This window comes from Fibrobacter sp. UWB7 (assembly GCF_900142945.1).
Classification (GTDB): Bacteria; Fibrobacterota; Fibrobacteria; order Fibrobacterales; family Fibrobacteraceae; genus Fibrobacter.
Genome location: NZ_FRCO01000001.1, coordinates 1269176 through 1294334, shown reverse-complemented (window position 1 = coordinate 1294334; position 25159 = coordinate 1269176). Strand labels below are relative to the sequence as shown.

Annotated in this window: 19 protein-coding genes; 16 read left to right on the top strand and 3 right to left on the bottom strand. The window is 43.8% G+C overall.

Going from position 1 to position 25159, the window contains the following annotated elements; genetic code table 11:
- Positions 1-359: 359 nt before the first annotated feature.
- From BUC30_RS05410 to BUC30_RS16180, 3 genes are all read left to right on the top strand, one after another.
- A complete protein-coding gene (locus BUC30_RS05410; protein WP_073423868.1) occupies positions 360-2663 on the top strand; it encodes an ankyrin repeat domain-containing protein in 2304 nt (767 codons plus the stop codon).
- Between the two features lie 933 nt (positions 2664-3596).
- A complete protein-coding gene (locus BUC30_RS05405) occupies positions 3597-4193 on the top strand; it encodes a hypothetical protein (RefSeq protein WP_139260791.1) in 597 nt (198 codons plus the stop codon).
- 166 nt (positions 4194-4359) lie between these two features.
- Positions 4360-7473 carry an Hsp70 family protein gene (locus BUC30_RS16180; protein ID WP_211518004.1) on the top strand — a complete coding sequence of 1038 codons (3114 nt, stop codon included), beginning with the start codon at positions 4360-4362 and terminating at the stop codon, positions 7471-7473.
- Between the two features lie 216 nt (positions 7474-7689).
- Here BUC30_RS16180 and BUC30_RS05395 read toward each other — a convergent pair whose 3' ends face one another.
- Positions 7690-8553: a TIGR02452 family protein gene (locus BUC30_RS05395; protein ID WP_073423865.1), complete on the bottom strand. Its 864-nt coding sequence runs from the start codon at positions 8551-8553 to the stop codon at positions 7690-7692.
- A gap of 142 nt (positions 8554-8695) precedes the next feature.
- Between BUC30_RS05395 and BUC30_RS05390 the strand changes: the two genes are divergently transcribed.
- Positions 8696-9871 (top strand): deoxyguanosinetriphosphate triphosphohydrolase family protein, encoded by a 1176-nt coding sequence (locus tag BUC30_RS05390; RefSeq protein WP_073423864.1) that lies wholly within the window; start codon positions 8696-8698, stop codon positions 9869-9871.
- A gap of 59 nt (positions 9872-9930) precedes the next feature.
- On the opposite strand, the gene BUC30_RS05385 is transcribed toward BUC30_RS05390, so the two are convergent.
- The gene (locus tag BUC30_RS05385) at positions 9931-11250 is read right to left on the bottom strand and encodes a nucleobase:cation symporter-2 family protein (protein ID WP_073423863.1); all 1320 of its coding nucleotides are present in this window, start codon (positions 11248-11250) and stop codon (positions 9931-9933) included.
- Between the two features lie 37 nt (positions 11251-11287).
- Positions 11288-11869 (bottom strand): xanthine phosphoribosyltransferase, encoded by a 582-nt coding sequence (locus tag BUC30_RS05380; RefSeq protein WP_014546335.1) that lies wholly within the window; start codon positions 11867-11869, stop codon positions 11288-11290.
- 255 nt (positions 11870-12124) lie between these two features.
- Here BUC30_RS05380 and BUC30_RS05375 point away from each other — a divergent pair, with 255 nt between their 5' ends.
- The 12 genes from BUC30_RS05375 to BUC30_RS05320 all read left to right on the top strand — a co-directional run bounded on the left by BUC30_RS05375 (position 12125) and on the right by BUC30_RS05320 (position 25157).
- Positions 12125-12559, top strand: a complete 435-nt coding sequence (locus tag BUC30_RS05375; RefSeq protein ID WP_073423862.1) for a metal-dependent transcriptional regulator — start codon at positions 12125-12127, stop codon at positions 12557-12559.
- 2 nt (positions 12560-12561) lie between these two features.
- Positions 12562-12846 carry a FeoA family protein gene (locus tag BUC30_RS05370; protein WP_015732083.1) on the top strand — a complete coding sequence of 95 codons (285 nt, stop codon included), beginning with the start codon at positions 12562-12564 and terminating at the stop codon, positions 12844-12846.
- Positions 12846-15761, top strand: a complete 2916-nt coding sequence (feoB, locus tag BUC30_RS05365) for a ferrous iron transport protein B (RefSeq protein ID WP_073423861.1) — start codon at positions 12846-12848, stop codon at positions 15759-15761. The genes BUC30_RS05370 and feoB overlap by 1 nt, the downstream gene beginning before the upstream one ends.
- 283 nt (positions 15762-16044) lie before the next feature.
- Positions 16045-17169, top strand: coding sequence for a hypothetical protein (locus BUC30_RS05360; RefSeq protein WP_073423860.1), 1125 nt, complete (start codon positions 16045-16047; stop codon positions 17167-17169).
- A gap of 284 nt (positions 17170-17453) precedes the next feature.
- Positions 17454-18014 (top strand): DUF3793 family protein, encoded by a 561-nt coding sequence (locus tag BUC30_RS05355; protein WP_073423859.1) that lies wholly within the window; start codon positions 17454-17456, stop codon positions 18012-18014.
- A 29-nt stretch (positions 18015-18043) separates the two neighbouring features.
- The gene (locus tag BUC30_RS05350; protein ID WP_073423858.1) at positions 18044-18472 is read left to right on the top strand and encodes a flavodoxin; all 429 of its coding nucleotides are present in this window, start codon (positions 18044-18046) and stop codon (positions 18470-18472) included.
- A gap of 235 nt (positions 18473-18707) precedes the next feature.
- A complete protein-coding gene (locus BUC30_RS05345; protein ID WP_073423857.1) occupies positions 18708-18932 on the top strand; it encodes a DUF1490 family protein in 225 nt (74 codons plus the stop codon).
- A 115-nt stretch (positions 18933-19047) separates the two neighbouring features.
- Entirely contained in the window at positions 19048-21147 is a 2100-nt protein-coding gene (locus tag BUC30_RS05340) for a heavy metal translocating P-type ATPase (protein ID WP_073423856.1), read from the top strand.
- Between the two features lie 528 nt (positions 21148-21675).
- Positions 21676-22764 (top strand): S1 family peptidase, encoded by a 1089-nt coding sequence (locus BUC30_RS05335; protein WP_073423855.1) that lies wholly within the window; start codon positions 21676-21678, stop codon positions 22762-22764.
- Positions 22742-23353, top strand: coding sequence for a hypothetical protein (locus BUC30_RS05330; protein WP_073423854.1), 612 nt, complete (start codon positions 22742-22744; stop codon positions 23351-23353). The genes BUC30_RS05335 and BUC30_RS05330 overlap by 23 nt, the downstream gene beginning before the upstream one ends.
- Before the next feature lie 2 nt (positions 23354-23355).
- Complete coding sequence (locus tag BUC30_RS05325; RefSeq protein ID WP_073423853.1) at positions 23356-23928, top strand: hypothetical protein; 573 nt, start codon at positions 23356-23358, stop codon at positions 23926-23928.
- 191 nt (positions 23929-24119) lie between these two features.
- Positions 24120-25157 (top strand): FRG domain-containing protein, encoded by a 1038-nt coding sequence (locus BUC30_RS05320; RefSeq protein ID WP_073423852.1) that lies wholly within the window; start codon positions 24120-24122, stop codon positions 25155-25157.
- Positions 25158-25159 lie beyond the last annotated feature (2 nt).

Genomic DNA, 25159 nt, shown 5'->3' with positions numbered 1-25159 from the left:
CGGGACCACTCGCGTGCCCACTGCTGAGGCGCAGGCTATTGCGACGAAGTCGCAACTAGTTGTTGGGAGGGGGAATGCCTTCCCCTCGCTCCTGCCCCGACCCCGCCCTTATAATCACGCCCACTCAATGAGTGGGCGTATTTTGTATAACCCGCCCCGGTCGGGTCTTCCGCTACCCTTTCTAACGGGCGCTCAGTCGCCGCGCCCGTAACGCCTGGGCTTTATCTTCGCCTTACTGAGATTATTTGAATCTTAAATTCTTGGAAAAAGTGGAAGAAATTGCGAAAAAATAGTGGCGTAAAAAAAAGATGTGAAACGACGAATGCACTTTTATATATTCGATCAAAAAAGGAAATTTTATGGCTGATTATAAACATATGGAATTCAATCCGCCTCATCCTAATTTGGCAAAGCAATTGCAGATTATTTCGAGCGTTCTTGACACTCGGCCGGCACCCGATTTTGCTAAAAAACTCGACCAAATGGCAAGAGATCCAAAGATCGATTTTGATACATTGGAAATGCTTAAAGAAGAAATCTTCAAGCTTCCTTTTGAATACCCAAAGTCATCTTTTATAATTGCTCCTTTTCCTAAAGACAATCTTGAAACACAGATGCGATTTTGGAAATATGGTTTTTATGCAAAAAATGCACAAGTTATTTTGTGTACCCCTGCACATGTTGCTCCGAATCGGGAATTTATTATCCGCTATCGCATAGGATTAGCTGCATGCTGGATATATGACCTTAAGAATCATATTTCTTGTAAGGATACGGTTATTTTGGACAATCTTTATCAAACTTCAATGCCGTTAAAATACGGATTTGAGGTGGTCATGCAGAAGAATCCAGACTTGTTAAAAAGTTTCAAGAACAGTGAACGGGATAAGGTTGCACGGTGGATTAAAGGAAGCCAAATTCCGTCGATGAAGGAACTCTTTGGTACAATTGATGAAAAATGTCTTCCTAATAATTACATCTATTGCTGTGAAATTTTATTCCTCGCCTGCCTTTTGCAAAAAGCTGAAAAAATGGCACATCCATTTAGTATGCAAGAAATTTTTGCGCAATTAAAAAAAAATCCTGATTATAGGCTGCAAAATACATCTCTAGAGGCGTTTAACCAATATAAAATAATTGGCGAGCAATTCGTGGTAGCACAAAAAGCCATAAGAAAGCAGGCTGAACTTGGAGATTACAACTTCAAAAAGGTATTAGATGATTTTGATATTTTCTGTAATCTGCATGGCAAGGACAGTCTTATTAGTGAATGGACTCGTCCGACCCTTGCTGCGATAGCAAAAGTCTATGAGGGGGAGTTTGACTCGGCGCTTGAAATTTTTAAAGAGGTTTTACCAAATTTATTCTATATATTCAATCTAGAAGAAACGGCTTTCCTTATAGATGACAACAAAACCGCAACAATCTATCAGCCCGCATTGGCTTTGGGCGCTATTTGCCAAAACAGACCTTTTCTAAAATTAATCAAAAATTATTGCATTGTGTTTGGTATTTACGCAAAGAAAATAGAGGCCCCAATATCTTCTTATGAAAAAAATTATCCACCAGTCAACAAAGATTCGAGAACAACGACTACGGAAATAGAGGATTGGGAAGAGAAGGCGTGGTCAGATAGTTTTTTCCGTTATTTCCCGAAAGGAGTAATAAAAAACTCAGAACAAATTGAGAAATTTGAAACAGGAATAAATGGCCCCCTTCAACTTAATGAAAAAGAGTTGCCTCAAGTGCCAATAAAACCTTATTGTAGAAGGATTTTCGTAACGTATAAACAGTTTCCTCAATTAACCTACTTTACTATGATGGGAAACGTTGAGGCGGTAAAAGAATTAGCGAATGCTAAGGTTGACGTCAATGAAATGACGTCTTCTAGAGATTCTGCTCTTCTACTTGCGATTCATAAGATGAATCTTACGGATATGCCTTATGAACCGGAATTGGGTATGGAATTGTTCAATATTTTAAAAGTTCTTCCTCATAAGGTAACAACATTAAATACGCAAACAGATAAAATGAAACTGACCTGCTTAGGCCTCTCTGTTTTAAGTGGAAATCCAAGTGTGGTCAAGGATGTTCTGGATATGGGGGCAGATGTTGATGGGATTCATTCTCCAGAGAGAGAAACTCCTTTGTATACTATTACAAAACTGTTTGTACCAGAGGATTCGATTCTTGGTGTTTATCCTTCGGAATTATGGAGTCCTGAAATGGTCGATATTCTTCGTCGTCGAATTGACAATTTTAGAGGGTTGTCTAACGATCAAATAATAAAGACTTGGAACTCTGAAAACAATGTCAGAGCAAGATGGATGATTCAAGGTAAGCAACGTGATGTTTATGGACAGTTTCTAAAATACTCAAAAAAGGAAGATTTGTACAAAATTGCGGAGCTTTTGCTAGAAAGAGGCGCTAATCCAAACATGCCTCTAGAGATTAATGGTATTAGGGGATATACATCTCTGATGCTTGCTGCGGAATCTGATAATATCAAGCTTTTTAAAATGATGATAGAACATGGTGGAAATCCGAATCAAAGAGCTCTTCATAGAGACGTTACGGAATTTTCTTGTTGGGATTTTGCTGTATCAAAGAATTCAAGTCATGTCTTGAAATATCTCGAAGAAAATCGGGATAAATTCAAGTGATTTTTCCGTCGTATTTTTTTGACGTAACTCGACGGCTTCTCGATATTGCCTTTTAGAAACGGAATAGATAATTTTAGACTACACAAGGAACAATTCCGTTTCTTGTAAAAAAGGATCAAAAATGAAACCTGCGGATAATGTCAGTAACATGAATAATTCTAACAAGGGTACATCGGGATTCAACAAGCAATACATTGATGCGATGAATAATAAATCACGCCTTTGTAATTCTGAAGATGCGAAGTATCAAGGGAGGAGAAAATAATCATGTGTTTTTGCTGTGGCAAAGATGGTAAGAGAAAGAATCTTTATCTTACCGAATATGATGCAAATGCGGTTGCCAGTGAACGCCGGTTTGTAACGGGCATAACAATGCATGTTTACCGCTGCCCAGAAGGCGGTGGCTGGCACATAACGAGTAATCAAAGACAATGGTAAAAAAAGGAGGCTTATATGGCGCAACCCCAAAATAACCCAACAGGTGCAGGATGGCCCACAGGACACGGCGGAGGCAAGGGACCTTCCGGTGGTGGACGTGGGAACAATAATCCTCGCAAATAAAAAATGTCCGCTTAACAGACGGGAATCGGCGAAAATTTCACATCTGGCTAAACGGACTTTGCAAAGATAGCTTTTTGATATCTTATGCGATAATTAGGCGTTGCCAATGGCAACGCCTTCTTTTTATTTCTTGAACTTTGATGTAGTCTTCTGGTTGGAAATCCGCATTGATTTTAAGGATTGTTCCGAATCAACTATTAAAAACTGCGAAGATATCAGCTTGCATTTTAAACCTAAAACATAATAAAATGGTTGAAAATGCAAGTATTTCACTCGCTACAGAACATTAAAAACATGAAAATCCCCACGATAATTAAAAATGTCGACGAAATAATTAAATTAGTACTCATTCTAAGTGAATGGATGTATAAAATGGAAAAAGGACTGGATTTAATTAAAACTGTGATGAACCGTGTGAAAACGCGTTATGAGAAAATCTTGGAAGATTATTATCCGTCTTATGAGTCTCTAGGATTTACTGAACGAAATTTGACATTTAATTTCTGTTCTCAATATGAGCAATTGTGGAATGAAAAATCATCTCATGAACACAATCTTGTTATATGGCAAGAAGTCCCAATTTGTAATGAAGGAAAGTTGGGGGAACATATTGATTCACTCATTATTGACAATGACTGCGTGTATTTGATTGAAGCAAAGCGATTGAATGGAACTGACAAAATTGCAAGTATAAAAAGCGATATTAAACGGTTGAAAAATGTTGCTATAGGAAAACTTGAAATAAATAAAATTCCGCAGAATGTCAAAATGTTCCTTATTGTTCTAGTTGATTTTTGGCTTCCGAGGTTAAGCGCTAATCAGAAAAATAAGAATAAATTGCGAGAGTCATTTAATGAATTATGCTCGAAAAATGCATTCAGCATTGTATATGATGCCGAAGTATGTACATCTAAAGGAATTTCAGATGCGGAACATTATTATTTGTTGTGTTCCGCATGTGAAGTTTGATTTTTTAGAAAAATGGTGGTAGCATTTGTACTAATGGAAATTTTTACATTGGTGTTTTTTATCTGATTCTTTGTGTTGTTTTAGATTATATTTTTGCTAAAAAAGATTCGTTCGCAGAAATGGAATTGTGCGGATGAATCTGAAAATTTTTTATAGGGGTAAAAAAATGAGTAAAATTATTGGTATTGATTTAGGTACATCTAATTGCTGTGTATCTGTATTTGAAAATGGAAGCCCGGTTGTTATCGCTAGTGCTGAAGGCTTCCGCACCACTCCGTCCATTGTCGCATTCGGCAAGAATGGCGAATGCTTGGTCGGCCATGACGCAAAGCGCCAAGCTATCACCAACCCGGAAAAGACGATTTCCTCTATTAAATGTTTCGTTGGCCGTACCGTAGCTGAATGTTCTGCTGTTGAAAAGAATGTGCCTTACAAACTCGTTGGCGCTGGTTCCGAACTTGTTCAAGTGCAGGTTGATAGCAAACGATTTACATCTTCTGAGGTTTTGGCAAAGCTTTTTCAGAATGCAAAAAAAATGGCGGAAGATTATTTGGCTCAGCCGGTAACACTTGCTGTTGTTACAGTTCCTGCATGTTTTAATTTCTTTCAGCAGGAAGCTGTAAAGGAAGCTGGAAAAATTGCTGGCCTTGAAGTTCTTCGTGTAATAAATGAATCAACTGCTGCAGCTCTTGTTTATGGTTTGGAATGCAAAGAGAAAAAGAATGTTGTAATGTATAATCTTGGTGGTGGATTCTGTAATGTTTCTGTTCTTGTGATCGATGATGGAATGTATGATGTGAAGGCTTCGAATGGATGCGCTATGCTGGGGGGAGATCAATTTGATGAAGTTGTCATGGATTGGATTTATAGCGAATTCAAGAAGGATAATCCTGAAATTGACCTGAAGAAGGACAAAGTGGCTCTCCAGCGTTTGAAGGAAACTGCTGAAATGGCTAAGATTGACCTATCTGCTACGACTTCTACGAACATCAACCTTCCGTTCATCACTGCTGACGCTTCTGGCCCGAAACACATCAACCTCACCCTCAGCCGTACAAAGTTTGATCAGCTTACGGCTCATCTTGTGGAGCACTCTGTGGATGTCTGTCGCAAGGCTATCAAGGACTCTGGTCTTTCCTTGAGCGAAATTGACGATGTACTTCTCATTGGTGCTTCTACTCGTATTCCTGCCGTTCAAGAAGCTGTACGCAAGTTCTTTGGCAAAGAGCCGAATAAGACTGTTAATCCAGACGAATCTCCTGCAATGGGCGCTGCTATTGAAGGAGCGTGTTTAAGTGGAAACGAGCAAGTAAAGGATGTTCTTCTTCTAGATGTTCTATCGCATTCTGTTGGTGTGGAAATGCATGATGGCACGATGGCCAAACTTATTGATCATAATACCACGATTCCAACCAAGAAAAGTATGGTTTTCTCTACAACAGATGATAAATTATCATCTGTAATGGTTCATGTGCTTCAGGGAGAAAGTACATTGGCTTGCGAAAATCAAACACTTTGTACATTGGTTTTAAAGGATTTGCCAAGTGTTTCGTGGCATGGCAAGCGCCAAGTCGAAGTAACTCTTGATATCGGTGCATTTGGTGGGATGTTTATTTCTGCTAGGGATAAAATATCAAGTAGAGAACAGAGCGTTAAGATTGTCGCGGGTAAAAAAATTGTTGCCCCTAAAGTATTGAAGGAAACTGCAGCTCTCAAGTATGATGAGCCTGCTTTTAACGATGTGATGACTGTGGGTGGTGCTGCACGGTTTTTCGGAAAATGTGTAGGTGAAGCGTTTGGTATTTTTGGAGATGATAGCGATATGCCTAAAAATGGAGCGTCGGAGCAAATGGAAGAGCCTTCGAATAAAAATAAGTATACTGAGAATGCAGGACTTGGTGCAGGAATAAACTCTGCTGCACAAAACTATGCTGATAATGTCATTTTCACTGCGGAAAGAGGGCATGGAATTGCTGCAGAAAAAGCTAACCACATGTATGATAAATTTATGGGTAAAGATGCAAAACTTGTGGGTGGTGATAATGCCTTGAATGGGGCGGATAGGCTTGTGGATGGCATTGAAATTCAGTCGAAATATTGCCGAACAGGCTCTAAATGTATAGAAGAGTGTTTTGATTCTGCGGGAAAATTTCGTTATATGTCTAAGAATGGCTCTCCGATGCAAATTGAGGTGCCTTCAGACAAATATCAGGATGCCGTGCAGGCAATGGAAAATAGAATTAGGCGAGGACAAATCCCTGGGGTGTCGGATCCTAATGAAGCTCGTAATATTGTAAAAAAGGGTGCTTTTACCTATGAACAGGTCAAAAATATTGCAAAATTTGGAACAGTGGAGAGTTTGACATATGATGCCGTGAATGGAATTTCTGTTGCATTTACGTCTTTGGGAGTTTCGTCTGTGCTGACTTTTGCAACCTCTATTTGGAATGGTAGCAGCGTTGATGATGCTGCCGAAGAAGCTTGTTTGGTTGGCTTAAAGGTCGGCGGAGTAACTTGGATTAGTAGTGTTTTGAGTGCTCAATTAGGGCGTACAGGGCTAGAGCAGGGTTTACGTGGTGCGACTGATGCTGCTGTAAAGTTTATGGGGCCTAAGGCAGCGTCGTATCTTGCTGCTGGAAGTGGCAAAGCTCTGTATGGGGCTGCTGCAGCAAATCATGTGAGCAAGTTGCTTCGTGGAAATTTTGTTACGGCGATTGCCGTTACTGCGGTGCTGTCATCGGTAGATTTAGTACGTTTGTTCAATGGCAAAATTTCGGGAGCCCAATTATTTAAGAATGTTGCTAAAACGGCTAGTGGAGTGGCTGGCGGAACAGGTGGCTGGTTTGGAGGGGCTGCGGCTGGTGCTACGTTGGGTTCGATAATTCCTGGAGTCGGAAATGTTGTAGGAGGTATTGTAGGAGGGGTTGTAGGTGCTATTACCGGAGGTGCCGTTGCGTCCGAAGCGTCGGGAGCAATTCTTGATGGATTTATAAAGGATGATGCTGAAGAAATGTTGGAAATCGTTCAAAATCAATTTGTTGATATGTGCACGGATTATTTGTTGGGAGAAGAGGATGCGAAAAAAGTGATGGATCGATTCAAAGATCGAGATATTCCTGACTTTTTAAGAGATATGTATGCATCTAGTAATCGTGAACAATTCGCAAAAAACGCTCTGTTGCCTATTGTCGAAGATGTTGCGAGGCATAGAAAACCGATAAAATTGCCTAGCGATGAGAAAATTTTGGAAAGCTTTGGGCGGTTAGCTAATAAAAACTAGTTGGGTTATGGAAGACACTCTCGGCTTTCTTTAATATCATCCTCGTCTCATTGGAGGTTCCTCGCATAGACGCTTGTGTGAATATTCGGTATCATTCTATGGATGCTCTTATGAATAGCCGGAAAGCGTCATGGCGGAAGGGTCCAGTGATTTATAAAAAGACCGTAGCTTTCCGCTGCGGTCTTTTTGCATTCTAATATGGAAAATCGTTTTAATTTATAATTGGCTGATGTTTTTCAATTTGCAGAATTCTTTGTAGTTCTGCTCGAATCCTGGGCGGCAGAATATGGCGAATTCGATATTCTTGAACGCGTGCAGGTAATCCTTGAGGGCTTCGGCGGTTGCTTCTGCGACGATTCTTGGATCGTTCATGAATGCGCCACAGCCGAATGCTCCGAGAATGATGCTTTCGACTTTATTCAAAATTGCGATGTCCAAAATGCGACGGAGCCTCTTGATGTGCAGCTGCTTTAAGCCTTCGTCAGTGATTGAACCGCTGCCGTATTTATCGACGAGTAAATCCTTTTTACGTTCGAAGTTGCGCAAGTTCGGTGCAGCGCAGGTGATAACATCGACATTGTACCAGTCCGATTCGTCAAGCAATTCGGGCGATGATGTGTCGGTCTTGATGACGGTTACGCCAGGCGTGTAAATGCAGTCGTCGTTGTGGAGCGCATTTTTCTGGTGCCAATGCGGCTCGTAGAAAAACTTTTCCATTTGGGGGGCCTTTAGGCATGGATGCAATGTCGAACATCTGCAAATGCTTTCTTCTTGGGCGCCTGCTCCGGTTGTAACGCCGCCTCCCGGGTGCGATGCCGATGCAAAATTTAGCACAGCGACTTTTGTGCCTGCGTATGCTTTGGCGGCTTCGAGCGTTCGCTTTTGTGAAACGATAATTTTTGCGCTTTCTGCGAAAATGTTGCGGTTCTCGACAACGACTTTTTCTGCCTCGCCGGTAAATTTCTGTTCGCGGGTGGAACTTGCGATGGATTCACGCAATCGTGCATTTGTGCGGCAACGCTCTGCTGTGTCTTCGTAAACTTCGATATTTAATTTTTTGTAGTCAATTCTGTTTTGCATAATTACCTAATGTGTTTTCTATAAATATCGTTCTTTGAGTGAAAAATGTCAAGTGGGCGAGTTTTTGTCAAAATTTAGGGGCGTACTCTTTTTTGCTGAAAATGTATATTTCTGTAATCTAAAACCCAAATGGAATTGCTTTATGGAATGGAACGCCTCGGTCAAGAAACAAATTGAATCCCGCTTGATGGAAAAGGAAAACTCGCTTGCAGAATACGCCTGCAAGTCCGCTTCCGCAATTCGCTATCACGAAGTGCCGGGCGATATCCGCCCGAACTTTTCCCGCGATGCAGACAAGATTATCCATTCCTACTGCTATAGCCGATACATTGATAAAACTCAGGTGTTTTGCCTTGTTGAAAATGACCATATCACGCACCGCGTGTTGCACGTGCAGCTGGTTGCGAAAATTGCAAGGACCATTGGACGTTTTTTGAATCTGAACGAAGACTTGATTGAGGCGATTTCGCTAGGTCACGATGTGGGCCATACGCCTTTTGGGCACGATGGCGAACGGATTGTCTCGAAGTTTTTGCAAGATTGCGGAGAAGGAATTTTTGAACATAATGTTCAAAGCTTTAGGCTGTTCAATGACCTCGAAGCGTACGGCAAAGGACTGAACCTTACCGCGCAAGTGCTCGACGGAATCATCTGTCACAACGGCGAAATCCTGAAAAACGAATACGGCTGCAACCGTAGCAAGACTCCAGAAAAACTGCTGGAAGAGTACAAAAACAGCTTAAGCGGAACGCTGAAATCGAAAGAGATGGTCCCGATGACATTGGAAGGATGCGTCATGCGAATTTCGGACGTGATTGCGTATGTTGGCCGCGACATCGAAGATGCCATCATCTTGAAACTAGTGAAGCGCGAAGATATCCCCCAAGAAATCACGAAAATTCTCGGAAGCAAAAATAGCGAAATCGTCAACACGCTTATTACAGACCTTGTCAATAATAGTTTAGACAAAGAAACGCTCGTCTTTTCGCCTGAAGTTTTCGATGCGCTTAACCAGCTGAAAAACTGGAACTACAAAAACATTTATTTGAATCCGAAAAAGTCAACCCAGGACGAAAAAATCAAGATGATGTTCTGCACCGTTTTGGACGAATGCCTTGATGAACTCAAGTCTGGCGTGAAAAAGGCTACAGGAATCAATCACTGGTGCGAATCGCTGGGCGAAAAGTACAGAGAAACGACATCGCTCCCGCGCATTGTCGCTGACTACGTCTCTGGAATGACCGATGACTACCTGATGCATGCCTATAAGGAAATCGTGATGCCAAAGTCATTCGGCGTGAGTTTTGGGGAAAAGTAATGTGCAAAAAAAATACCCAGCCGGCTTGGCTGGGTTTTTAATTAAAATTTGTTTAATGGTTATTTCGCTTCTGCTGCTTTTTCTTCCTTGTCCTTAGGTAATACCAAGTTCAATGCAACAGCGAGGAGGAATACGACGGCCACGCAGTTTTCGGCGAAGATGGTCTGGATAATCTGCGGGAAGATTTTGAACATCTGCGATGCTGATGTGAATCCAAGCCCGGTGCTTAAGGACAAGCTAACGATAATCATGTTGCGCTGCGAGAAGCCGCTTTTCGCAATCATGCCGAATCCTGCGAAGAGGATGGAACCGAACATCATGATGGTGCAGCCTCCGAGAACGGCTTGCGGGATGGTCGTGAGGAGGGTCCCTACGGGCGGGAAGAGGCCGCCGAGAAGCATGATGCCTGCGCTTGTCGCGATGGCGAAGCGGTTCACGACGCCAGAGAGCGAGGCGAGGCCCACGTTCTGGCTGAACGATGTAATCGGGGTGCAGCCGAAGAGTCCGGAAATGGAGCTAACAAAGCCGTCGCAGCTGATGGCGCCTCCCATTTCGACTTTATGAATTTGACGTTTGAGGGCACCGCTGCAAAGGGCGCTGGAGTCACCGACGGTTTCCGTGGCGGACACGAGATAGATGGCGATGACGGAGAGGATTGCGCCCAAGTTAAATTCCGGGGTGAACGGGAGGAACTTGGGGAGTGCGAAAAAGCCGTTGTTTGTGATGCCCGAGAAATCGACCATGCCCATGCAGAGTGCGAGAATGTAACCGACGATGAGGCCGACGAGCACGGAGAGCGAACGGAGGAATCCCTTGGCGAAAACTTGCGTGAGCAAACAAGTGAGGAGCGTGACACTTCCGACAATCCAGTTCTGTGCAGAACCGAAGTCAGCGGCGCCTTGACCGCCTGCGAATGAATTAGCGCCGATGGGGAGTAGCGAAAATCCGATGGAGGTCACGACGGTGGCCGCGACGATGTGCGGGATGAGCTTGAGCCAGTATTTGGCGCAGAGGCCGAGAAGTCCTTCGACGATACCGCCAACGATGACGGCGCCCATGAGCGTTCCCATGCCTTGCGATACTCCGATGGAAATGGAAACGGAGAGGAATGTGAAACTGATGCCCATGACGATGGGGAGGCGGGAGCCGATTTTCCAGACGGGGTAGAGCTGGATGAGCGTACCGATGCTTGCGATAATCATGCAGTTCTGGATAAGCGAGGCGGTGAGGCCTTTTTCAATCCCGACGACGTTTGCAAGGATGATGATCGGCGTAATGTTGCTCACGAACATGGCGAGCACGTGCTGCAAGCCGAATGGAATTGCCTGTAAAAGGGGAACGCGTCCGTCAAGCTGGTAGATGTTGTCCGAAGTCTTCATGCTTTACCTTGAATGCTTTGCCTGCGGCAATCTATGATTATTGTTCGCGGAACTTGATGAATCCGGTTTCGGGGTCCATGCTATCGACGATGGCGATGGATTCGAGGCGGACGCCTGCGGCGCGGAGTTTTGCTCCACCGGGCTGCATGCCCTTTTCGATGGCGATGCCGACACCGACGAGTTCAGCGCCTGCTTGCTTCACGAGGTCGATGAGCGCCTTGCTGGCTTCACCGTCAGCGAGGAAATCGTCTACGATGAGGATTTTATCGGTCGGCTTGAGGTACGGGCGCGAAACGAAAATGTCGTTGAACTTTTTGTGCGTGAAGGAATATGCCTTGGCAACGTATTTGTCATCGGTGCTGTTGACGGTCTGGCCCTTCTTGGCGAATACCACGGGTACATCGTTCAGGTAGGCGATGAATGCCGCGATGGCGATACCGCTTGCCTCGATGGTGAGCACCTTATTGAACTGGACGTCGGCAAAACGGCGTTTGAACTCTTCGCCGATTTTTTGCATCAGGCGGATGTCAATTTGGTGGTTTAAGAAACTGTCAACTTTAAGGACGTTGCCGGGTTTGACTACGCCATCGGCAAGGATTTTTTGCTCAAGGAAGTTCATGCATGAAATCTAGCAAAAGGCAAATTTTTTGCAAAGACCGCATATTAATAAGGGTATGCCCAAATTTCCTTAGAAATGGTCAAATTCTCCATATATATGTAAAAGATAAGGATTTACGCCCGTTATAGCGGGGCTTTTGCTAGGGTAATAGTAAAAAAGTATAAAAGTTTAGCCTTGACTAATTAGCCTTGGCTTACTAATTTTAGTCTTGTCTAATAAAATTAGGCGACGTTAACGTTTAAAGGATCATCAAATATGGAAAACAATCACGTAAAGCTCAGCCAGAGCCTCGAAGACTATCTGGAAATGGTGCATATGCTTCGCTTGGCAAACGGGATTGCCCGTGTCAAGGATATTGCCGCCGCCCTTTCTGTGAAGATGCCTTCTGTGGCAAAAGCGATTCTTGAACTTAAAAAGCTGGGCCTTGTGACTCAGGAACCCTATAGCGGTGTGGAACTCACCGAAGAAGGGCGTAAGGCGGCAGCCGATGTGCTGAACCGCCATATTCTTTTGAAGGGCTTTTTAATCCGTCTCGGCGTTTCCGAAGCTATTGCGGACAAGGACGCCTGCAGCATGGAACATATTCTTTCGGCTGAAACCCTTTCGACCATCGAAGACTTCATGAAAAAAGGAAATGAAGGCGCCGTTGCGAAAAAGGCGAATGCATTAAAGGCAAAAAAAGGAAAATAACAATGGGTTGTAATTGTGGTTGCGGCGGCAAGTCGCAAACTAAAAAGTGGGATTTGGAACCGAAATTTTCGGATCTCAAGAAGGGCGACAAGGTTGAAATTGTCGGCTACAATGAGGGCGATGCCCGCTACAAGTCCAAGCTTTTGTCTATGGGACTTGTCCGTGGTGTAACGCTTGAAGTCTTGCAGATTGCGCCTCTCGGGGATCCGATTGAGGTGAGTGTTTTGTCGTATCGTTTGTCGCTTCGCAGACAAGAAGCGAACGTTCTTAAATTGAAGAGGGTCTAATGGCTCCGAAGCTTTTTACTATTGCAATTGCCGGTAACCCGAACTGCGGTAAAACGGCTCTTTTTAATGCCCTTACGGGTGCTCGCCAGAGTGTTGGTAACTGGCCGGGCGTGACTGTCGAAAAGAAGGAAGGCTTTTTTGAACTCGGTAACCAGCATATCCGCGTGGTGGACTTGCCGGGTACTTATGCGCTTTTCGCGAATGCCGAAGACGAACGCGCCGCTGTGGACTACTTGCTCACTCGCGAAGCGGACCTCATTGTCAATATCATTGATGCTTCGAATATCGAACGTAACTTGTTCTTGACTTCTCAGCTTGTCGATATGCAGATCCCGATGGTGATTGCGGCGAACATGATCGACATCGCGGAAAAGCGCGGCTTGCATTTGGATTTGGATATCCTCGCTGAACGTTTCGGTGTGCCGGTGATTCCGCTTTCTGCCGTGAACGAAAGAAGCATCACGAACTTCATCAGCGAAATGGCGCATGTTGTTGCGGGCAAGAAGATGACGCCCAAGGCGATTGATTACGGAGAGAAGGTTGAAGCTGCTGTCAAGTATTTGGAGCCGAAGGTCGAGCCGGTTGCAAAGCTTTTGGATGCGGATGCCCGCTGGGTTTCGCTCATGTATTTGGGCAACGAAAAGAGCTATGCGGACAAGTTTGCCGAAGCCAAGGTGCAGATTAACAAGGCCGAAGTCACGCAGATTCTCGGCGAAGAAAGCGAATTTGCGATGGCGGATTCACGCTACAGTTTGGCTCACGAAATTGCAGGTAAGACGATTCTTTCGAACCGTTCCAAGAGAACCTGGTCCGATAAGCTTGACTCCGTGCTTTTGAACCGTTGGGCTTCGCTCCCGATTTTCCTCTTGGTCATGTACCTGGTCTTCTGGGTTGCAGTGACGATTGGTTCTGCGTTCATTGATTTCTTTGACGTGCTGTTTGGCGCTATCTTTGTGGATGGTCTTGGCTACTTGCTCACGGATGTGTTCCATGCGCCGGGCTTTGTGTCTGCAATCCTCGCTGACGGTATCGGTGCCGGTATCCAGACTGTTTCGACGTTCATTCCGGTCATCTTCTTCATGTTCCTCTGCCTTTCTTTCTTGGAAGACTCGGGTTACATGGCACGTGCGGCTTTTGTCGCGGACCGCTTTATGCGATTCCTCGGACTCCCGGGCCGTGCATTCGTGCCGATGATGGTTGGCTTTGGTTGCGGCGTGCCGGGCATTATGGGCTCTCGCGTGCTCGAATCCAAGCGTGAACGATTCCTCACGATTTTCCTTGTGCCGTTCATGAGTTGCGGCGCTCGCCTCCCGGTGTATGCGCTGTTTGCAGCTGCATTCTTTGGAACGCAGGCAGGGACGGTCGTGTTTGCCCTCTACCTCGCGGGCGTTCTCTTTGCGATCGTGTACGGCTTGATTCTTCGCCGCTCCTTGTTTGTGGGTGAGGCTAGCAACTTTGTCATGGAGCTGCCGCCTTATCACTTGCCGAAGTTCAAGTCGCTCATGATCCACTCTTGGCTCCGTTTGCGTGACTACGTGATTCGCGCCGGTAAGGTGATTACGATTGCCGTTGCAATACTTGGCTTCCTCAACAGCTTTGGCTTTGTGGACAAACTCTACACCGAAATCAATGGCGAAAAGACCGAAATCGTGAAGAGCGAAGAAGGTTATGCTATGGTGCAGGACGAAAAGGAAGTGCCGCTCCCTGAAGGTGTCGTGATTGACGAATCCAAGGTCCAGACGGAAAGCGAATTTACGGCGGGTAACGGTGATTCCGAAAACAGCTTGCTTTCTGTAATCGGTAAGGCAATTACCCCGGTTTTTGAACCATTCGGTGTTGAATCCAACAACTGGCCTGCTTCTGTGTCGCTGTTCACTGGCCTCCTTGCTAAGGAAGCTGTGATTGGTACGATGAACTCGCTGTACTCTATGGCTGGCCCTGGCGATGCTGCTGAAGCTCCGAAGGCTGCCGAAGTTGCCGCTGTTGAAAAGGTGGCTGAAGCACCGGCGCCTGCTGCAGAACCGGTCGCAGTTGCTGATAGTGCTGACGCTCGTCATCCTGAGCAGAGCGAAGGATCCAGTGAAGTCGCTGTTGCTGATTCCGCAGTCGCTGATAGCGCGGTCGTCGCAGACAGTGCTGCTGCTAAAAAGGCTGCTGAAGCTCCTGCCGCAGCTGAAGAAAAGCCCCTTATCGCAGGCGTGGACGAATGCCCTGCCGAAGAAGAGGAAGAAGGTGGTGCTCCGGATATTCTCGGTGCATTCAAGGAAGCCCTTGGCACGATTCCGGAAAACTTGAGTGAAGTCTTCGGCTCTCTCACGGACATTCTCGGAACATCTGGTGAACTCGAAGCGCAGAATGCCGCAGAACTCAAGAAGGTCACGCTTGATAAGATTCTTGATGCAAAAGCGATTACTTGCGAAGAGTACGCTTCTATCGAAACCTTCAGCGAAGATGAAGGTGCCGACAAGGCTCGTGAAGAAGTCTTTGCAAAGCTCGCTGCCGCAGGCCTCACGCTGAGCGAAGATGAAATCGGCGCTCTCGAAGAAGGCGACTTGAGCGAAACGGCTGACATCTATGCCAACCTCCGCTCTTACTTCCACAACCCGGACAAGAACGGAAACCCGGTCGATGGATTTAACTGGCAGGTGTTTGCATTCCTCATCTTCATCTTGCTCTATGTGCCGTGTCTTGCTGCGATGGGTGTCGTGGTTCGCGAAATCGGCCTTGGACTCGGTGTGCTGATGGCTGTGGTGCAGACGATCCTCGCTTGGGCTGTCGCGGTGCTCCTCTACCAGGTGCCGGTTGGTGGCAATGTATTCTGGATTGTAAGCTCGATCATCGTGCTTGTGGCAACATTCGTGTTCCTTAAGCTCTTTGGTATGAGCGCAAATAAGAAAGGGCGTTTCGAAGACTAATTGCATTTGAGTCAAGAATCATTATTAAGGGCTGGTAGGCCCGAAACCTGCCAGCCCTTAATTAAACGCTCTTAATTAGACTAAACTAACAAAGATAGGGTAAACTAACAATGGGCGCAGAAAAAAATGATTCTGAATGGAACGAACTGAAAAATAATTGGCACGCTCTTTGCTTTAAGAAGAGTAAAAAGGGCGAAAAGCCTAGAGTTTTGTAACACAAAATGTAAAAGACCTGACGGGGTGTTACAAAAAGGAAAATACAAACCGTCATAGGAGAGACAAAATGAAGACTCGTTTAACATCCAACCTCTTGTTTGGCCTTGCTGCTGCATCTATCCTTGCCGTTCCGGCGCTTGCTCAGGAAGCTGAAGCCGCATCTAAAGGCCCGGAAGTCAAGTTCTCTGGCGAAGTAGAATTTGATGCATACACGGGTGACGTAGTTAATGAAGACAAAAAGAGCCATAACTACGCTTCTACTTTTGATTTGAACGTTGATGTTAAATTTAATGAAAAGTGGTCTGCATCCGCACAGCTTGAAGCTGATGGTGAAACAACGGACCCGGGCGCTATTTACAATGGCGCTTTTGTCCAGTATTCGCCTAACGAAAAATTTGCTGTGAAGTTTGGTGACTTGACCTTCTCGGAAGGCGCTTTCCTCAACTTCTACGGTTACGATGATCCGGCAGATAACGCTGCAGGCATGGCAGAACACGATATCCGAGGATTTGAAATTGACTTTAACGGCCTTGTTTTTGGCCTCGGCTTTGGTCGCGGTGACAACGACAATCAGATATGTGTTGAAGAAGAAGGTGAAGAAAAATGCGTAAGCGTTGCTTATGACCTCCACCTCGCTTACGAACTCGGCCTTGGTGAACATGTGTTGCGTCCGTTCTTTGATTACAAATCTTATCAGGAAGCAAAGCACAATGAATTGCATACTGGTCTTGATGCTAACCTGAAGTTCGATGCATTTACATTCCACTTCGTTTATGGTGCACACATTGACGCTCTTGGTGAAAAGACCCCGAAGGCAACTCATGCATTGCTCTTTGAACCGGCTCTTGATCTCGGCACGTTCAATGTCAAGGCATCTGTGCTCTATGCAATTTTCAACGACAAAAACCCGACCGTTCATGGCGAAGAAATTCCTGAATACTTCTTTGTCTATGGCGAACCGGGCGTGAAGATTAACGATGCAATCGCTCTTGGTCTTCCGTTGGAATTCCATACGAACTCGGTTGATAAGGACGATGACATTTCTACGTTCAACGTAGGTGTCCGTGCTTACTTCACTCCGGTTGAAGGTCTTGAAGTGACTGGCTTTGCTAAGCTCGACATCCCTGTTGGTGACGACGCTGGCGATGACACGGGTCTTTACTTCGGTCTCGAAACTGTGTTTGCATTCTAAACTTTTTGCCATAGGATGAAAATCCCCCGCCTCGATGAATGTCGTGGCGGGATTTTTGTATAGATAAATTTTATTAGATTAATCTAAATTTAGGGATTGTTTTGAGTCTATTTGGAGTTGAGTTAGAGTATGAAAAATTCTAAAATACATCTCAGAGACTATTGCCATAGAAGCTCGGCTAGCATATAGATTTCGTTACCTCATATATGCTAGAATAGGTTATCCCGCCGTGGCGAAGGCTAACGGCGGGATTTTTGACTTTATACTAAATGATTGGGTTGTTCATGGATAGAAACCTTGATTCCTGCTTGGTTCGACAATGTGCCCCGACTCTTGCGGGGCACAAGTTGGGCAATCTCTTTTGTGTTGATGTTGCTGATGGTGTTTTGCTTTGCAATATCCTTGCTCGTTGGAATCAGGCCTTGAACCCTAAGGGCGTTATTGCTCGCGTTATTGCTGAACGTTGTGGACGTTATTTTATTTATGTCTACCGAAATAGCGCTTTACAGAATTTGGGATGCTCTTGCGAAGTACGTAATTTTTTGAAAGGTTTTGGCTACAGTTGCTTTGATGCTGAATCGCTTTTGAACTTTTTTCAGGTTCGCATGACGCGCTCGGTGTGCTTTCCGCATGAAGTGGGCGTGTTTTTGGGCTACCCGCTTGACGATGTGAAAGATTTTATTACGTACGGCGGTAAAAATTACAAGCTGATTGGCTGCTGGAAGGTCTATAACGACGTGCCGAATTCCATGCACATTTTTGAAGTATACAAAAAATGTCAAAAGATTTTACGAGAACGATTTGAATCAGGCGATTCTTTGGAAGAATTGACTGTGGCGTGTTAATTAACCGAAAAAACAAAAAGGAACATAAAATGAACAAAATTGCTGTTATTTTCTGGACAGGTACGGGTAACACCGAAGTTATGGCGAATGAAGTGGTTGCTGGCGCAAAGGAAGCTGGCGCCGATGTGACGCTTTTCAATACGTCTGCTTTTTCTGCCGATAAGGCCCAGGAATTTGACAAGTTTGCTTTGGGCTGCCCGGCAATGGGTGCCGAAGAACTTGAAGATAGCGAATTCCAGCCGCTTTATGATCAGCTGAAAGCTCAGATTTCGGGTAAGAAAATCGTGCTTTTCGGCTCTTACGGCTGGGGTGGTGGCGAATGGATGAATCCGTGGAAAGAAGATGCCGCAAATGCAGGCCTCGTTCTTGCTGATGAACCGCTCGCTATTGAAGGCGCTCCGGATGATGCTGGCAAGGAAAAGTGCCGTGAACTCGGTAAGGTCCTTGCGCTTTCGTAATTGTTGAGTCTCGATGATCCATGAAATGTTAGACTCTCTAACAAAATTAGAGAGTCTAACATTGTTAGAATTTTACTAACAATGTTAGCGTCAATCTCGTGAAACTCAACTGCGGTGCGGGGTTGTGAGAGTTGTGTATTTAATTTATTTGTAATTAGCCATTGGAAGGGAGAGTATCTAATTTTTAAAAGCGGGCAAGTTGCTCCGCTGATTTTTCTTTAATAAGGAGAAACATATGTCTATGTTCAAAAACGAAAAATTCTGGCTCGTCATTGCTGGCGCTGTGGGCTCTGCTGTTGCTAAGAAGGTGCTCAAGGCAAAGAAGACCCGCGAACTCGCTGTTCAGGGACTTGCTCATGGCATGAAGTTCACTGCTGACGCCAAGGCTGCATTCCAGGATATGAAGGACGAGGCTGCCGACATTTGCAACGACGCCAAGGCAGAAGCAGGGATTAAGTAATTTAGTCAATAGTCATTGGTCATTGGTTTTTATAATCGCGGCGTAGCCGCCAAATTTTAAACTAGTAACTATTGACTAATGACTGATAACTTGCAGTATTTGCTTAAGATTCATTATGAGATTCAGAATCGTTTACGATAAGCCGGGTCGCCTTCGCTTGCGTGCTGGGGCGTACGCTTTTGAACGTGAATATGAAGCGCGCATTCACAAGGCTTGCTTGAGTGAGCCTTGCGTTAAAAGTGTTGTGGTGCGTAGCGTCAATGGCGGCCTCCTTTTTGAATACACCGCCAAGGCGGGCGATTTCGAGACGAGCCGTAAGCAGATTCTTGATTTTGTAAGTGCGCTCAACCCCAAAGAATTGCCTGAATGCGATGGTGAAACGGAATACCAGTTGCAAGCATTGGATGATGGCTTTAAGGCAAGCCTCACGGGAATGATTGCAAGGCGCTATTTGTCGCGTTGGTTCTTACCGCTTCCGATTCGCACGGCAATTACGGTGGTTCGCGGGTTGCGTTATGTGGCTCGCGGAATTTCGACGCTCATGAGCGGAAAGCTCACCGTCGATGTTTTGGATGGGGCTGCAATTGGTGCTAGCCTGCTCCAGAAAAATTATGAATCCGCAGGTACGGTCATGTTCCTTTTGGGCGTGTCGGGCTTGCTGGAAGATTATACCAAGGCGCGTACGCGCACGGCTTTGACGGGTAGCCTCGCCGTCAAGGTAGATAAGGTCTGGGTCGTGAAAGACGGCGTGGATACATTGGTGGATATGAAGGACGTCCAGGTCGATGACTTGGTCCGCATCCGCTCCGGTAGCATGATTCCTGTCGATGGTCGCGTGATTGAAGGCGAAGCCTTTGTGAACGAATCGACGATGACGGGTGAATCCAAGGCGGTGATGAAGACTGCTGGCAGAATCGTTTTTGCCGGGACTGTTCTTGAAGAAGGTGCCATTCTCGTGAAGGTGCATGCGGTCAACAGCAATACGAAAATCCAGAAAATTGTGGAACTGATCGACCGTAGCGAAGACTTGAAGGCGAGTGTGCAGAGCCGCGCCGAGCATTTGGCGGATAGCATCGTGCCGTTCAGCTTCCTTGGCTTTGGGCTTACGCTCTTGTTGACGCAGAATATTTCTCGTGCGGTTTCCATCTTGATGGTGGATTACTCTTGCGCCATTAAGCTTTCGACGCCGATTTCCGTGATTTCTGCGCTGCGTGAAGCCGCGGATATGGATATGACGGTGAAGGGGGGCAAATACTTGGAAGAGCTTGCGCTTGCCGATACGATTGTATTCGACAAGACGGGAACGCTCACGAAGGCGGAACCGCGTCTTGAAAAGATTATTCCGTTTGGCGAATATTCCGAAAAGCGAATCTTGAAAATTGCGGCGTGCATCGAGGAACATTTCCCGCATAGCATGGCTCGTGCGATTGTCAAGGCGGCAATGGAACGCAATATCAATCACGCCGAAGAACATGCCGATGTGCAGTACATCGTGGCGCACGGTATCGCAACTTCGCTCGAGGGCAAGCGCGTGGTCATTGGAAGCAAGCACTTTGTCATAGAAGACGAAAAGGTCAATGTCTCTGAAGCGAACCAGGCGATTATTGACCAACAGGCAGGCGCTGCGTCCGTGATTTACCTCGGCATTGGCGGCGAGTTGGCGGGTGCAATTTGCATTGGCGACCCTCCGCGTGAAGAAGCTGCAGATGCCATTCGCGGACTGCGTGAAAGCGGTATCAAGAATGTGGTGATGCTGACGGGCGATAGCTTGAATGCGGCAGAACGCGTTGCGGAACATTTGGGAATCGATACGTTCTTCGCGCAGGTCTTGCCAGAAGACAAGCACCATTATGTGGAACGCATGAAGGCCGAAGGCAAGCGTGTGATTATGGTGGGTGACGGCATCAACGATGCTCCTGCTCTTGCTACAGCGAATGTCTCTGTCGCCATGAGCGATGCTTCGGACATTGCCCGCGAAACAGCTGATGTGACGCTCCGCCGCGAAAATCTTGAAGACCTCGTGGAACTGCGCCTCTTGAGCCAAAAGCTGATGGAGCGCATCATGAAGAACTACCGCTTTATCATCACGTTCAATACAAGTTTGCTTGTAGGCGGATTCTTCGGTCTGCTTTCTCCGACGACGTCTGCATTCTTGCACAACGTATCGACCATGGGCATTTGCGCAAAAAGCATGACCAAGCTGAAGGTGGAGTGAACGTCACAAATTTTTGTCATGCCCGAAAAAAACTGTCATTCCCGGCTTGACCGGGAATCTCTCTCTTGTTAAGTATTCCCTTTGCTTTGGGGAATACTTTTTTTGATTTTACTCGGTTTTAACCATTGAAAAATGTTTATTCTAGCCTTGCTTGAAAATTTGAACGTGCAAAGATGAAATAAAGAATCTATATTAATATTGACATATTGAATTAGAGTAGTACTCTTGTTCCTGCTACGAAAAGTCTGGTAAATTTTTCTAGGGCGAAAGCCCGCAACTTGGGAATAAGACGAACGCTCACACCGATCGGGTGTGGGTCGTTGGGCGTTTGCCCGCGACTTGTACTGTGTTTTTGCATATGGCAAAACCAGTCGAGTTGTTGTGCTTAAAGTTGCAGGTTTACCAGAGCCATCGTAGTATAAGCCGGACGACACCATGCCTTTTTTGTTTTCCAAAAAGCGTGGATTAAGTCGGTTTTATTGAATAAGACAGCTGCTCGAAGACTGTCTTTGGCAGAGTGGAGAAAATATGAAAAGTATAATAGCTGTTTTTTTGTGTGTTATTAGCTTACATTTGGGGTGGGCTGCGCCTTTTGATGTGTCTGCGTTAAACGATGCTGTGAAAAAAACGTATCGTTTTGAAGATGTTGCTTATTTTTATTATTCTGCTCGCGATTATGATTATTCAGATGGTAATTTTTTGAATCTGTCTGGGAAAATTGATTTTGCAATATCGGATAAACGGGTAGATATAGATGCTTTACTAGATAGTGAAGAAAATCCCAGAAGTTTCTCAATAATAGTGACGAATAAATTTGAGGATATTGATTCGCAAAATAACAAAATTATGGTGTATAGGGGATTTTATGCAGGAGATACTACTCGTACGACTATAACTCTTGAACTTGGAAAAAAATATGCATCAATAACTAGAGAGTTCTATAGTCGAACATTTTATGATTTTTTTGGACAATATGCCAAAAGTAATTCTGGAACGGGAAGTGGTTTTGCTGTTAATTCAAATATTATTGTAACAAATCAACATGTTGTTGATGGTAATAAATACTTTTTTGCATCAAGGGAAGATCTTGATTCTCTTTTTATAGATCTTGAATTGGTTTATGAAGATCGCAATCTTGACCTTGCTGTTCTTAAGTCAAAGAAAAAATTAAATGGGTGCGCTATTGATAGAAAAATATATGACATTGGTAGTGAGGTTGTTGCGTATGGTTTTCCGCAGATAAAAGAACAGGGACGAAGTCTGAAGGCTACTAAAGGAATTATATCTTCAAGAAAAGGATATAAAGACGATGTAAAAACATATCAAATTGATGCCGCAATACAACCAGGAAATTCGGGAGGACCCTTAGTAAAAGGTGATAAAGTTGTTGGTGTTGTAGTTTCTTATTTGAGGGAATCGCAAAATGTAAACTATGCTATAAAAAGTAATTTTTTAGGTGCTGTTCTTGATGTATTAAAAATTCCAAATACAGGAAAAGCTAAACCCAAAGATTGTACTTATACCATAATATCTATTGATAAAAAATGGATTGAAGAAAATGCTAAAACAGAACGGAATCATAAAAAGGAAGGAAATGAAAAAAATGAAAAAGAATAATGCACATGAAATTATAAATAGGGTGGCAATCATTCTTCTTTGTTTGATTACTATTGGATTTGGCGATTCTAATGGTAACAAACTTCCGCGTTGGAGTGAAATGATGGCTCCTCAAAAATACGAGGGTGCTAACTTTACTTTTTATCCGTCGCAATTTGTTGTTCATTATAAGGATGGTGATTATTCATATACAATTCTTTCTGCTGAAGATGAGGTTGAAATGAAACGCTTGATTCGAACATTGAATCATGCTGAAAAAACACAACAAGCTGATTGGTCCACAATTCAACGAAAAATTCCATTATGTAATGGTGGTAATTGTGGAGATTCTTTGATTGTAGATGTAAGAAAAGATGATTCGCTTCTTGTTTCTGCGAGTATAGATGGTGTGCGGTATGATTTAGTGAGCTATTATCCTACTCAAAATCCGTTTGCTTGGCTTGTTCTCGTTGCGACAACTTCTTCAGTATGGGGAAGTTTGTTGGTGGGGCTTTGGGGCTTTTGGTGTAGTCGGAAAAGACTGAGAAAAAAATTAGAAGTAGAAATTCCTGTGTATTCAGCATCTAGAAATAATAGAGAGGAGGCTTGATAATGTCGTTTGATCTAGAAAATGAAGAAAAAAATTATCGTGAACAACGAAAAAATATTTTTAAACGTACAGATGTGAAGGACTCTGTTTCTGGTGAAAATGAAAAGCCCGATTTAAATAAGCCTGTCTCTGAGTCTGAAAAAATGGAAAATAAAAGTGTGGCTTTTTCTGCAAAATTTATGTGGTCTGCATTTTTTTGTGGTCCGTTTGTTAGTTATTTTGTGCATCGTTCGGAGCTGAAACGGTCTGGAAAATCCTTTTTTTGGTTTGTTTTTCTTGTTTGCTTTATTCCTCAAAGAATAGTGACTGCTATAAGTCGTTATATTGAACATGCTTGTGAAAATATTTCTATAACTGCGGCTTATATCGATCCCTCAATTTGGTGGTATTCGGCTTTGGATGTGGTGATGCGTATCGCCGTGAATCTTTTTATGGCATTTGTCGCGCAGAAACGATTTGAAAAGATTTGTCATTCTTATGATGAAGATGCTTACTATCAAGGTGAAAAAAAAGGTGTTATGGTGGGAGTTATACTTTGGATTGCTTTGAATATGATTGTTATGCTTCGTTCTTAAAAAATTGATTATAAGAAAGTGAATGAGACAAGTGTCTCTATTCACTTTTTTATTGAATATTCTTGGTTATAACTGCTTGGAAATGTTGATTCTTGCATTGTTTGATGTTTTGAATGTGCAAAAAATGATGTAAAGAATCTGTATTACAATTGATGTATTGAATTAAGTAGTTTGAGAGGAGCTTTTTTTGAATGTTTCAATCTGAACTTGAATATGTGCATCATGCAGAAAATCCGATAAAGGATATTAAATCAGTAGCCGATTTTTTGAATGTCCTTTATTCAAAAATTTGTGGCAAAAAAAATTGGAGAGAACATATAGATTGTTGTCTTAAAAAGATTGATTCTATTAAAGAAAAAATAAGGAGAACTCTGATTCCCTACGATATAGCGGAATGTATTGATGCGGAAATTCTTTTTAGAGGTCAACCGAGCTGTGATTATGCTCTTTTGCCATCGATTGCTCGAAAAGACAGCTGCGATAATAATTTGATAGGCAAGGAAAAGGATATAATTGAATCTGCTTGTTTGAAATATCCAGATGTTTTTAAAGAAACTTTATTGCCCATTGAAAAACTAGCTCTGTTGCAGCATTATGGAGTTCCTACTAGATTACTTGACTTGACAGAAAACCCTTTGGTTGCATTATTTTTTGCATGCTTGAATGATGAAAATCAAGATGGCGAAATATTGATTTTTTTTAATTTTCGGCAGGAAATTAATCCATATCCAATAATGCAGGCGATTGCTGACACATATCGATTTACAAATAAATCGGGTTTTTCAACATTGGAAAAATTTAAGAATGAGATGCTGAAGCAAGAATATTTTAGATGTTATGCGGATGAATATGCAAAAAAGTTTAATAAAAAAGAAAAATTGATTTCGATATTTTCAATGCCAATAATTGTGAATGCTCCTGTTAGAACACCGCGACAAATTGCGCAAAGGGGAAAATATATGCTGTTTCCAAATAAAGTTTATTCCGGTAAATCAAAAAAACATAGCTTTTTTTGCGATGAAATTGATGAATATTCAAAAAATCATCCATTTTGTGAGCGAATTGTCATTCCTAAAATGTCTAAAAATAATTTATTGAAGGAGTTGTCTCTTGTTGGTGTGAATAAATCAACTTTATTTCCTGAAAATTTTGATTATGCTTGTAGTAATCTGGTTCAAGAAGTTGTTGCTAGAAGGTCTATGAATGAAATGTTGAATAAATGGAGGTAGTA